The sequence below is a fragment of the bacterium genome (genome assembly GCA_016873475.1).
Lineage (GTDB): Bacteria > Krumholzibacteriota > Krumholzibacteriia > JACNKJ01 > JACNKJ01 > VGXI01.
The window spans coordinates 1-12,430 of sequence record VGXI01000086.1; the positions used below are offsets into that span (position 1 = coordinate 1).

The 12,430-nt window shown below is 69.8% G+C and carries 6 protein-coding genes; 4 read left to right on the forward strand and 2 right to left on the reverse strand.

The window, feature by feature from the left end; genetic code table 11:
• From FJ251_08505 to FJ251_08515, 3 genes are all read left to right on the forward strand, one after another.
• Positions 1–647 (forward strand): electron transfer flavoprotein subunit beta/FixA family protein (locus FJ251_08505; GenBank protein MBM4117769.1); only part of this gene is annotated, 647 nt, incomplete at its 5' end.
• Entirely contained in the window at positions 647–1,615 is a 969-nt protein-coding gene (locus FJ251_08510) for an electron transfer flavoprotein subunit alpha/FixB family protein (protein MBM4117770.1), read from the forward strand. The genes FJ251_08505 and FJ251_08510, both read left to right, overlap by 1 nt.
• 15 nt (positions 1,616–1,630) lie before the next feature.
• Entirely contained in the window at positions 1,631–2,782 is a 1,152-nt protein-coding gene (locus FJ251_08515; protein MBM4117771.1) for an acyl-CoA dehydrogenase, read from the forward strand.
• 12 nt (positions 2,783–2,794) lie between these two features.
• Here FJ251_08515 and FJ251_08520 read toward each other — a convergent pair whose 3' ends face one another.
• Complete coding sequence (locus FJ251_08520) at positions 2,795–4,177, reverse strand: sigma-54-dependent Fis family transcriptional regulator (GenBank protein ID MBM4117772.1); 1,383 nt, start codon at positions 4,175–4,177, stop codon at positions 2,795–2,797.
• A gap of 79 nt (positions 4,178–4,256) precedes the next feature.
• On the reverse strand, positions 4,257–8,519 hold the full coding sequence (locus FJ251_08525; protein ID MBM4117773.1) for a HAMP domain-containing protein: 4,263 nt from the start codon (positions 8,517–8,519) through the stop codon (positions 4,257–4,259).
• Between the two features lie 297 nt (positions 8,520–8,816).
• Here FJ251_08525 and FJ251_08530 point away from each other — a divergent pair, with 297 nt between their 5' ends.
• The gene (locus FJ251_08530) at positions 8,817–11,051 is read left to right on the forward strand and encodes a hypothetical protein (protein MBM4117774.1); all 2,235 of its coding nucleotides are present in this window, start codon (positions 8,817–8,819) and stop codon (positions 11,049–11,051) included.
• Positions 11,052–12,430 lie beyond the last annotated feature (1,379 nt).

The window sequence follows — 12,430 nt, forward strand, 5'->3', positions numbered from 1 at the left end:
AGGCGATCCGCATCAAGGAGGCGCAGGGCGGCACGGTGACCGTGGCCACCATCGGCGACGCCGACAGCGAGGACGTGCTCCGTCGCTGCCTCGCGATGGGCGCCGACAGTGCCCTGCGCATCGACGACGCGCCCTTCGCCGGCAGCGACCCCTTCGCCGTCGCGCGCGGGCTGGCCGCACTGGTCGGCAAGGGCCGCTACGATCTCGTCCTCACCGGCGCACTGGCCGGCGACCAGGGCTTCGGCATGACCGGGCCGCTGCTCGCGGGCCTGCTCGACTGGCCGCATGCGACGCTCGTCACCGCGCTCGCCCTCGAGGGCGACCGCGTTCGCGTGACGCGCGAGCTGGAGGGCGGCCTCGAGGAGTCGCTGCGCCTGGCCCTGCCCGCGCTGCTCACGATCCAGACCGGCATCAACGAGCCGCGCTACGTCTCGATCATGGGCATCCGCAAGGTGCGCGCGAAGGAGATCCCCGTCCTCGACCTCGCCGCGCTGGGCCTGACGGCGGACGCGGTGAGCGCGGGCGCCAATCGCCTGCGGCGCAGGAGCCTCGCCGTGCCGCCGGCCGGCAAGCAAGCGGAGATGATCGCGGGCCGGCCCGTCGACATCGCGCGGCGCATTCTCGAGCTCGTCAAGGAGAGGGCGTGATGGCCAAGCTGCTGCTCATCGTCGAACAGCGCCGCGGCGCGATCCGCGAGGCGAGCTTCGAGCTGATCACGCTCGCCCGCGAGCTGGAGGCCGCGGCCGGGCTCGCGCCGGTCGGTGTCGTCGTCGGCAGCGGCGTGGCGCCGCTCGCCGAGACGATGGCCCGCTACCTGCCGCGTGTGATCTGCGTCGACGAGCCCGCGCTGGGCGAGTTCCGCTACGAGACGCACGCCGCGGCGCTGAAGGCCGTCATCGCCAGCGAGGCGCCGCTGCTCACGCTCGCGCCGCAGTCGGCCTTCGGCGCCGAGCTGATCCCGCGCCTGGCGCTCGAGCTGGACCTGCCCTGCGCGACGGACTGCCTGCAGCTCGAGCTGGCGGACGGCGCCCCCAGCGTGCTGCGCAGCATCTATGGCGGCAAGATCCTCTCGCGCTCGGACTTCGCGCCGGCGGCGGGTTACTTGGTTACTCTGCGCGGCGGCAGCTACTCGGCGGCGCCTGAGGCGGCAGCGCCTGGCACCGTGGAGGCGCTGCCCTGCCCGCCGCTGCCGGCGACCGTCCTCACCGAGCACCTCGGCTACCGGGAGGCGGCGGGCGAGGCCGTCGACATCGGGCAGGCACCCTTCCTGCTTGCGATCGGGCGGGGTATCAAGGACGAGGAGGGCGTCGCCAAGGCGCAGGCCCTCGCCGCGCGCCTCGGCGCCGTGCTGGCCTGTTCGCGACCGGTCGTCGACAAGAAGTGGCTCGGCAAGGAGCGCCAGGTGGGAACCTCGGGACGCAACGTGAAGCCGAAGGTCTACCTCGCGCTCGGCATCAGCGGCGCCTTCCAGCACGTGGCGGGCCTGAAGGGCGCGGGCACGGTCATCGCCGTGAACCGCGACGCCAAGGCGCCCATCTTCCGCGCCGCCGACTACGGCGCCGCGGAGGACCTCTTCAAGATTCTCGATGCCCTTGCCGAGCAGAGCGGCGCCTAGCAGTCCGGAGGCAGCATGGACTTCGATCTCAGCAAAGAGCAGCGGGACATCCAGCAGGCGGCGCGCGAGTTCGCCGCCGGCGAGTTCGACAAGGAGCTCGCGATCAAGCACGAGAAGGAACACTCCTTCCCGCGCGCCATCTGGAAGAAGGCCTGCGAGCTGGGCTTCATCGGCATCCACTTTCCCGAAGAGTACGGCGGTCAGGGGCTCGGCGTGCTCGAGAACGCGCTCGTCGTCGAGGAGTTCTGCCGCCGCGACTCCGGCTTCGGCACGGCGCTGGCACTCAGCGACTTTGCGGCCGAGATCCTCATGCGCCACGGCTCGCCCGCCCAGAAAGCGGCCTATTTGCCGGCGATCGCCGCGGGCGAGATGCTCTCCGCCGGCTGCTTCACCGAGCCGAACCACGGCAGCGACATTACGGCGATGGACACCACGGCCGTGCGCGAGGGCGACGGCTGGCTCGTCAACGGCACGAAAACCTTCATCACGAACGGTTCGATCGCCGACGTCTACCTGGTGCTCTGCCAGACCGATCCGGCCGCGCAGCCCAGCCACCGCGGGCAGTCGCTCTTGATCGTGCCGAAGGGCGCGCCGGGGCTCGAGGCGGCCGAGGTCGGCGAGAAGATGGGCATCCGCATGACCTCGACGGCCGAGGTCTCCTTCAGCAACGTGCGCGTGCCGGCAGCGAACCTGATCGGCGAGGCGGGCCGCGGCTTCTACCAGGTGCTCGAGTTCTTCGACGAGAGCCGGGCCGAGATCGCCGCCACCGCGGTCGGCATCGCGCAGGGCGCCTTCGATCGCGCGCTCGACTACGCGAAGCAGCGCCAGCAGTTCGGCCAGCGCCTGGCCGATTTCCAGGCCACGCAGCACAAGCTCGCCGACATGGCGACGGCCATCGAGGCCGCGCGCCTGCTCACGCTGAAGGCGGCCTGGAACTTCGACCAGGGCCGCAACGATCCCAAGCTCACCTCGATGGCCAAGCTGCTCGCCGGGCAAACGGCCGTGCGCGTGACCGACGAAGCGGTCCAGATTCTTGGCGGCTACGGCTACATCCTCGAGTACGAGGTGGAGCGCTTCTACCGCGACGCGAAGATCGCCGAGATCTACGAAGGCACGAAGGAGATCCAGAAGAACACGATCGCCGCCGCCTTCGTGCGCAAGCGCTAGGACAGCACCAGATCAGGCACTCTCGTCCGCGGACTCCTCGGCGAGGCCCCAGAGCCTCAGCTTGTTCTGCAAGGTGCGTCGACCGATGCCAAGCAGTTCTGCCGCGCGCGTGCGGTTGCCGCCGCAGCGCTCGAGGGCGGCGAGGATCGCCTGCTGCTCGAGATCCTTGAGCGGCGCCGGAGCAACCGCAACCGGCGTTGCCTCGCGCCGCTGCAGCAGCGGCAGCAGGTCCTCCGCGGCGATGCGCGGCCCGGCGGTCATCAGGGCGAGATACTCCATGACGTTGCGCAATTCGCGCAGGTTTCCCGGCCAGGGGTGCGCCTTCAGCGCGTCGAGGGCGCCCGCCGTCAGCGCGAGCGCGCCTCCCGGACGGCTCGTGCAGGCTCGCGTGAGGAAGTAGTGGCTGAGGGCCGGGATGTCGGCCACGCGGCTGCGCAAGGGCGGCAGCTCAATGGCCACCACGTTGAGCCGATAGAAGAGGTCCTCGCGGAAGCGCGCTTCAGCCATCAACCGCTCGAGCGGCTGGTGCGTGGAGCCGATGATCCGCGCCCGATTCTGCTGCACGGTCGCTGCGCCGACCTTGCGGTAGGAGCCGTCCTCGAGCACTCGCAGGATCTTCGCCTGCAGGTTGAGATCGAGGTCTCCGATTTCGTCGAGGAGGAGCGTGCCCGCGCCGGCTGTTTCGAAGTAGCCGGCATGGTCGGCGACGGCCCCCGTGAAGGCGCCGCGCCGGTGGCCGAACATTTCGCTCTCCATGAGCTCACGCGGGATCGCCGCGCAGTTGGCGACGACGAAGGGACGCCCGCTCCGCGGCGAGAGGCGGTGGATCGCCCGCGCGATGACCTCCTTGCCGGTGCCCGTCTCGCCGCGCAGGAGCACGGTGGCGTCGGCCGCCGCGACCTGGCGGACCATCGCCATGACCTGGCGGAGCCCCGTGTCTTTGCCGATGATCTCGCTGAAAGGCGCATCGGCGGCGCGGCGGAGGTAGCTGACTTCCGTGCGCAACTGGCTGCTCTCGAGAGCGCGCGCGATGACAACCGCGAGGCGCTTGAAGTCGATCGGCTTTCTGACAAAGTCGTGGGCGCCCTGCTTCATGGCTTCCACGGCCAGATCGATGCTGCCGTGGGCCGTCATGATGACGATAGGCAGCTCCGCCCATTGGGTGTGGATCACGCGCAGCCCCTCGAGATTGGTCTGGTCGGGCAGGAAGACATCGAGCATGACGAGTTGGAAGCTCTCGCGCTCCAGGCGCGCCAGAGCCTCGGCCAGGCTTCCGGCCTGATCGACGGCATAGCCGAAGTTCCGGAGTCGGTCGCCGAGGATGAGGCGCAAGCCTTCGTCGTCGTCGACGACGAGGATCCGCGACACGCTGTCTTCCCGCTGGGCTCGGCTCATCCTGACTCCTCTCTTCAGAAGCTACCCCGTGTCACGCTCCGCAAACTCGGGACCAAGCCAGGTGACTGGGCTGCCGCCCTCAATCGCCTGTTCCTGCGTCGCTTGGCCTATCGCCGACGCCATGAGCAGACTCCGTCTGCGCAGGCGCTGCGCAGGTGCTGTGCAAGTCCTGCGCGGGCAACCGCGGTAGCGTGAAACTGAGACTGGCGCCCGGTGCCGGGCGATCATCGACGCGAATGCTACCCCCATGCAGTTCGACCAGTTGACGCACGATCGCCAGCCCGAGCCCGGCGCCTGCCTTGTCCCGCGCGCCGAGAGATCGACTGTAGAAGGGCTCGAAGATGCGTTCGCGCTCCTCGGGCGCGATGCCCGGCCCCTCGTCGGCAATCGTTGTGCGCAGGAGCGCCGCCCCGTCGGGGCCGATCTCGGCACTTACACCGATGCGGATCTGCCCGTTGACCGGCGAGTAGCGCACGGCGTTGGCGAGCAGATTGCCGAGTACCTGCCAAAGGCGCGTGCGGTCGGCCCGCACCCGCGCCACCCCGGTGTCGACCGCAACTTGCGCACTGAGGCCGCGCGCCTCGAGCAGGGCGTGCAGGGAGCGAAGCAGGTTGTCGATCTCGCGCCCCAGGTCGAGGTCCTCGCGCTCCAATTGAAGATGGCCGCTCTCGATTCGCGAGAGATCGAGCAGATTGGTCACCATCTGCTGGAGGTTGTCGCTGCTGGCGAGGATCATCGCCAAGTAGGTGCGTTGGCGCTCGGTGACGGGACCGGCGATCTCGGCGAGCAGGTTCTCTGCTGCTCCCTTTATCGAGGCCAGCGGTGTCCTGAGATCGTGGCTGACCATGGAAATGAAGTGACTCTTGAGCGCGCTGATCTCCTCGAGCTTCTGCTTCTCCGCCATCGCCTGCACGGTGTCGCGCAGGCCGGCCGCCATCTGGTCGAAGGCACGGGCCGCCTCGGCGACTTCCGAGGCGCCGGACTCGCCGAGACGAACATCGAGATCGCCTCCCTGGACGCGGCGGATGCCGGTCAGCAGGCGGTTCAACGGCTGGACCGTGCGCCGCAGCGTCGCCACCGCACCCCAGATGGACATCGCGAGCGGCAACAGCATGAGGAGCGCTACGGTCGTCAGCACGCGCCAGCGGTCTCGCCCAGCCGGCAGGTAGGCTCGCGCGCGGTAGGCCAGCCAGCGCGGCTCGCCTGTACGCCAGTCGCGGGCTGGGTGGACGAGGCGCGTGGCAAAGGGTAGCGCCCAGCCGGCTGGGGCAGACGCCGCCGGCTCGGCGCTCAACCAGAGCGGTTCCAGATGCACGCTTGGCAGAAAGGGCAGCATGCGCAGGCGCTCCTCGATCCGCGTCAACGCAGCGTCGTCGATCGGTAGATTGGCGAGGAGCCGCGCCTCGAGATCAGGGGTCCGCAGGGTGCGCATTACGCGCACGAGCGGCCGGCCCTGATCGAAGAAGAGACCGCGCGGATCGCCGCCACCTGCCCAGACCGGTCGGGCAGCGTAGAACTTCTCCGTGTTGGGAACGCGCCACGAGAAGCCCGTGACATGCGCCGCGGGAGCGGCACGGTCCTCTACGCTGAGTGTGAGATAGGCGGCGGGAAGGTCATAGGTGAACAGCGCCTGCTGCTCGCCGACGAAATTGATCCAGGTCGTTTCTGGCGGCAGATCGAGCGCGCCTCGCACGCGATCCGAGAGTGAGTGCTGAAAACTGGTCATGCCCATGTACGCCAGTACCAGGTGCTCCGCGCGATCTTCCAGTCGTTCGAGCTCGCTGCGCATCGCCGCCCGCTGGGTCTGCTGGAGAAGGCTCGTCACGATGGCCAGGCCCAGCAGCAAGGGCAACAAGGATGCAAGAAGATAGGAGCCCAGCAGCGCGACACCGAGACGTCGACTGCGTTGCTCGCCCAGGAGACGCCGCAGCGCGAGCAGCAGCGCCGTCGCGCCCAGCAGATGCAGGAGCACTTCGAGACCATGACCGGCCAGGGACACCGGTCGCTGGTCGAAACGGCCGTTCGCGAGCGCGAGCCAGCCCAGCAGGTAGACCGCGGCGACGCCGGGCAAGATGAGACCGCCCCGGCGCAGTGCCGGCCGCGGTGCGCCGCGAAGAAGGACGCCGGTGAGACCCAGCACCAGCGCCGCGAGCAGCAGGAGATCCAGCCAGCCGCTGGCGCCACGCGCGAAGGACTCGTCGGCGAGGCGCAGGCTGAGGCGCGCGCCGCCCGCATTGGCGGGCAGCGGGATCTCGTGGGTTGCTTCGATGACGCCGAGCCAAGGCCAGAACTCCGCGCCCAGGGCGGCCGGGCCGCCGGCCCAGGCGAGTGTGCGGCCATCGAGCTGCAGCTGCGCGGAAGCCCCCGCCGCGGCGGCGAAGCGAGACGGCAGGTCTTCGAGCGCGCTGGTGACGACGAGCAGGTGCCCGGGGGCCAGGGCGCCGCCGAGCGCCGCGGCCCCGACCTGCACGGGGAGATCGTCCAGCAGGGTCAACGCCTGCGCCGCCCTGGGCTCCAGGTCCTCGCGGTGGGACCAGCCTCTGGCCAGGCCAATGGCGCGGATCGCCTCGCCCCCGCCGTCCACCACCATGAGGCCTGCGCGATCCTGGTTCAGGCGCGCGCGATCGGCCAGGCGTTCGAGCTGATAGAGGAGCTGCGTGCTGCTGGCTGCGCCTGCCGCCAGGCTCGAGTCGAGCGCCGCGGCGAGGTTCTCGGTGAGCCGCTGCGTCTCGGCCTGGGCGTCGGCAAGGAGTCGCTCGATCGCCGGCGCCGCCGCACGCAGGCGCTGCTCGGCCTGTCGATAGCGCAGGACTTCGCCAACGAGCAAGCCCGCGCGCAGCAGGACCAGCACGGCGAGTATCCAGAGCAAAACTCCCGCCCGGCCGCCGCGCGCGGCGGCCGCCGTTTCGCTCGGGGGCTTCCGGCTGAGCCAGCGCGCGGCCAGCCCGAGGACCAGGAGGGCGGCGGCGAGGAGACCCGCGCGCGGCCAGCGCCCGCGCCCCGTCTGCGGAGCGGTGGCTGCCGGCCCGGCAACGCGCCCGCTTCCCGTCTCGGGAAGGGCAAAGGCGAAGACGGTCTCGCCCCCCTGGCCGGCAACCAGTTCCTCCCCGCCCTGCCCGTCGAGTTGGGCCAGCGTGGGACGAGCCCACAGCGCATCGCCGAAGGTGAGCGGCCATCCCGGCACCGGGGTGCCGTCCAGCTCGAAGCAGTAGAGATGCTGGTCGTAGCAGGCGACCAGGATCTCCGGTTGCGCGTCGCAGTCGACATCGACGGCGCTGGGTGGACTGAGGATGCCGAACTTCTCAGCCTCGCCGGCGAGCCCATAGATGAAGCCGCCGACGGCAAGCGGCCAGCCGGCCACGGGCTCGCCGTCGTTGCGCAGAAGATGGATGCTGCCGAGCCGCGTGGCGGCCGTGATCAGCGACCGGCCATTCCCGCCGGACAGGAAAGCCGGCGCGCAGTTGAAGCTGTCCGTGTCGCTCGTCAGCGCGCGCCGCCACCGCGGCTTGCCGTCTGCGCCCAGGAGCCAGAGCGCGCGCTCCGTGGTGCATGCGATCGCGCCGTCGCCGCCGCCCTCGACGGCCAGCCCAAGGCCCTTGTCCCCGAGGGCGCAGGGGAATCCCGGCAGGGCGCGCCCGGTGAGGGTCCAGGCATTGAGGACGGCTGGCGCGCCGGAGAGATAGAGGATCTCGGGCTGCGCATCGCCGTCGAGGTCGGCCACCGCAAGCGGCTGGAAGTCCTGGCGCTCGGGCGACCGCGAGCCGCCGCGCTGCGGCCAACCGGTGCAGGACCGGCCCCTCGCATCGAGCAGATACACCGCGCCGTCCGCGGTGGCGATGGCGAGCCGTGGCCCCCCCTGCGGCCCTGGCGGCAGTAGCAGCGGACGCGAGACGGGCTCCGCGCGCAGATCCACGGGCCAGCCCGCGAGCGCGCGTCCGCTGGCGCGCCAGACGTAGAGGAATCCGGCGTGACTGGCGGCAAGCACCTCGGGATGGCCATCGCCATCGATGTCGCCGATCGCGGTCGCCATGAAGACGCCGCCGCAGGTCGACTGCGGCCAGCCGCCTACGGCCCGACCGGCGCCGTCGAGAAGATGCACATGCCCATCGCGGAGGCCGACGGCCAGCTCGGCGCGGCCGTCGCCGTCGAGATCCCCGGCCGCGATTTCCCCGAAGACGGCATTGCCCACCACGACCGGCCAGCCCGAGAGCGGTCGCGGGCCGAGGGGCGGCGCGGCCCGCAGGGGCAGCGCCGGCGCCAGCAGTCCGGCGGCGAGCGCGAGGGTCGCGAGGGCAATCCCCCGCGCCGGCAGGAAGGCTCCGACTGCCGCCCGCAGCGCCATCGCGCAGCCACCCCTCGCCGCCTGCGGACACCAGAAGGCGTGCCGCAGCGCCAGCCACCTGCCCTCGATTCTAGGCGATCGCAGCGGGCTCGTGCAACGGCCCGAGCGCGCGGGAGCTGCGCGGCACTGCGCGGGCTCTGCGCGGCACTTGCGGCGCCGCGCCGCCGGGGCCTCGGCCTAGTCGCCTGTGCCTGCGTCCGTTGCGCCGATCGCCGCGCCCGCGCAGCAACCGGCCTGCCCCTTGCCGTAGCCGCGGCGAGACCAATCTGCACCGCCACCGAGCAAGGAGATGAAACCATGTGGACGAGAACCTCGAACCGAGCAGCGACTCCGGCCCGCCGCGGGGCGGCCCTCGCGATCACCCTGTTCGCCCTCTGCGCGGCACTGCCCGCGCCGCCCGCCGGGGCATTGCCCTGCGCCACGCCCGGCAACAACCAGAACTACACGCTTGAGACGCTCGCGGCCTACTTCGCGACCCCCGGGGCCTGCATGGGCGCCCTCACCGGTGCCGGGCTGACCTGGACCGTCAACCAGGACAAAAAGATCAGTGCCAGCGACGTCTTGAGCATTGCCTGTGACACCCTGTCGCTGCCGAACCAGGGAATCACCGTGCACTTCGCGTCCGGCCGGAACCTGACGATCAAGGGAACGCTCGAGGTCCAGGGGGGCAGCGAGAACCATGAGGAGGTCGTCTTCTGCGGCCTGAGCGGCGGCTGGGGTGGCCTGCGCTTCGTCGGCGAGAACGCAGAAGCCGACATGGACCAGTTCGAGATCAGAGATGCTTCCGGAACAGGACTCGCCTTCAGTGGCGGCGCCGACGGCAGCGCTTCCAGCGGGCCCCTCGCTGCGGGAGACTTCGGCATCAATCCGGCCCTTGGCATCAGTGTGGGAGGGGCGAGCACGCTCACCATCGCAGGCTCCGGGATTGCCTTCCCGACGCAGAACGGCATCCGCGTCGCCGGCAGCGGCACCGTGCTGACGCTGATTGCGAACTTCGTCTACGACAGTGGCGAGGCCGGGCTCTACCTGTCCGGCCCCTCCACGTGCACGGTCTTCGGACCGCTCGCTCTCCTGCGCTGTGGGCGGACGGATGAAGGCGCCAGTACGGAGAGCCGCTGCGGCACCTATCTCGCCGCCGGGGCCAGCCTGCATCTGGACGAACCGAGCCTGACCATCGATTGGAGCGATGCAGGGCAGGACGCACGCCTTGCGCCCATCATCATGCAGCCGAACTGTAGCCTGACTGCCGATGATCCGACGTACTTCGAGCACAGCAATTCGATCTACCCTGGCGTCCTCATCTACTCGCCGAGCGGCGGCCAGGGCGCGCGGGGCACTTGGGGCAACCTCGGCGTGCCCTACTACTGCGTCTCCGACTACTACGCCTCGCCCAATGTCGCCGCGGGGCAGACCCTCACCGTCAAAGCCGATGTTCCCCTCCGCCTGTCCAATGTGAACTGGACGATCAACGGCACCTTTCATCTCGCAGGAACGGCGGACGATGACAGCGTCCATGTCGCGACGAGCGATGTCGCTGGCGATCCCACTTGGTCTTTCGTGGCGGGGGCGGGCAGTACCTTCGATGCCGACTATGCCGTCTTCGTCGCCAGCGCTGCCGACACCATGCTCACCGTGGAGGGCGGGAACTTCAGCCTGGACCACTGCGAGATCGGCGCCTGCGCGGGGCAGGCCCTCCAGGTGAGCAGCGACGCCACGCTGCAGGAAGTGGTCTTCTTCGGGATCCAGTTCGCCGCCATCCGGGTGACCGATGCCACGCTCACGGCTGAGGATTGCTGGGTCATTGCCGCCGGGCTGAACGCGGTCGCAACCGGCGGTGTGATCCTGGAGGGCGACAACAACTCGACATTCACAGGCTGCATCTTCGGCCTGAGCAGCGGGCAGCCGCCTGCGTGGCCCGCCATCATCACGCAGGGCAGCGCCGAGCCCAAGTTCCGCGGCTGCCTCTTCCTCCACAACGACCCCAGCCTGCTGATCCGGGAGCAGAGCCGACCGGATCTCGGCACGCCGGACGACGCGGGCAACAACGGCTTCGCGCCCAACGGCAGCGACCTGGCGATCCGTTGCGAGAGCCTGTTCGCCGAGGTGCCGCGCATCCTGGCATTTGGGAACAGCTGGGCCGACGACGACCCGGAGAGCCAGATCTACCACTACGTCGATGACAGCTCCCTCTCCGAAGTCTGCTACGACGGCTGCACGACGACGGCGGCAGGCGACACGCCGCTCGCCGCTACGGCGCCGCAGCTGCTCCAGAACTACCCCAATCCCTTCAACCCGAGCACGGAGATCCACTTCGACTTGCCGGGTGCGGAAGCGGTCAGCCTGAGCATCCACGATCTGGCCGGCCGGCGGGTGCTGACACTGCTCGATCGTGTGCTCTGCCCGGCCGGGCGAAACGCCGTGAAGTGGAACGGGCGCGACTCCGCGGGCAGGCGCCTGTCTTCGGGCGTGTACTTCTGCCGACTCGAGGTCGGCGATGCGGCGCTGGTGAACCGAATGACCATGCTGAAGTGATATGGAACGGCCGGTGTCAAGCCGGCTCATGATCTCCGGCCCGGGCCGCCGAGGCGACCCGGGCTTCTCAATGGGGCGAGGCCAGCTTCGGGCGTCCAGGCGGTCGGTCTTGCGCCGGTCGCCGGGCTTCTTGGGCACCAGGCTGGGGGCGATGATCTCGCAGTGGAAACCGTCGTGGTCCAGGGCGCGCTTGAGGACATAGCCGGCGCCAGAGGCCTCGTAGCAGGCCCGGGGCACACCCTGCTGGCTCAAGCGACGGAAGAGCTTGCGGGCGGCATTCAAGTCGCCCGGCAGGTGCTGGATCGTGGGCTCCGGCTCGTTGTCCCGGAAGATGGCTGCCGTGATCGAATTCCGGTGGACATCCACTCCCACCCAGAGGGTTTTGGTGCTAGACTGCTCCATGGCCGACCTCCTACCCGAAGGGTTTCTCGTGAACCAATGGGTCGTAGAGCCGACGCTCTACTGCGGCTCTGAGCCTAGCTCAACCCGCGATCAAAACGGAGGTCGGCCGTTCCATAGTATCTAGTAGTCGACGCTGAGCGTGTCGGCGCCCGACATCGCGCTCCAGGCGCCGAGAATCGCCAGCGCCGCCGCGAAGAGAAGCCGCTCGCCGCTTCGGCGCAGGCGCCGACACCGGCATTCTGCGGTCTTCCTCGGCATCGCTTGCCTCCTGAGCTGTGACTTTCGACGACCTGTTTTGGATCGTCATCCCACGGATCCGGGGCTGTCCTCCGGAACCAGCCGGGATCCGGACGCGCCTGCCTTCGTGAAAAACGCGATGGGGCCGGAGATCACAGGCGGGCACCCCTACCCGCAGGCTGAGGTTCTCGCTGCCCGCGGAGAAGAAGGGCCGCCGTGAGAGCCAAGAGTCGGCGGCAGTGCCGAGGGGGTAGACGGCTGGCGTCCCCGTCAGGACGGCAGCGTTGCGGCTAGGCCTCGCTCCCCGCCGGCGGCCAGAGCTCGGCCCCGTCCTCGACAGCGGCGCCGGGATCTGCCGAGGGGAGGTCCACCAAGTTGAGCTCCTTCAGCAGCGCCAGATCCGCCGCCGGGTAGCACCACATGTGCATCGGGTAGGTGTTGCGCAGCGCCCGGATGCTCGGGCTCGCGTCGTCGATCTCGACGATGCCGCCGTCGCGGCTGCGAATGAGGATGCCGCTCGAGCCCAGCCGGCTCGGGTCGTAGCGCTGGTAGAAGATGTCCGTGGCATCCTCGAAGAGGAAGCGATAGCCCACGGCCTCGCCGTACTTGGCCGCCATCAGCGCCTGCGCGCCGTCGCGCAGGGCGCGCAGCGCCGGCGTCTCGGCTGGCTCGTAGAAGATGCGCACCTTGTAGAGATCGCGCAGCATCAAGCGCCGGCACAGATCCGAGAGCAGCGGGTC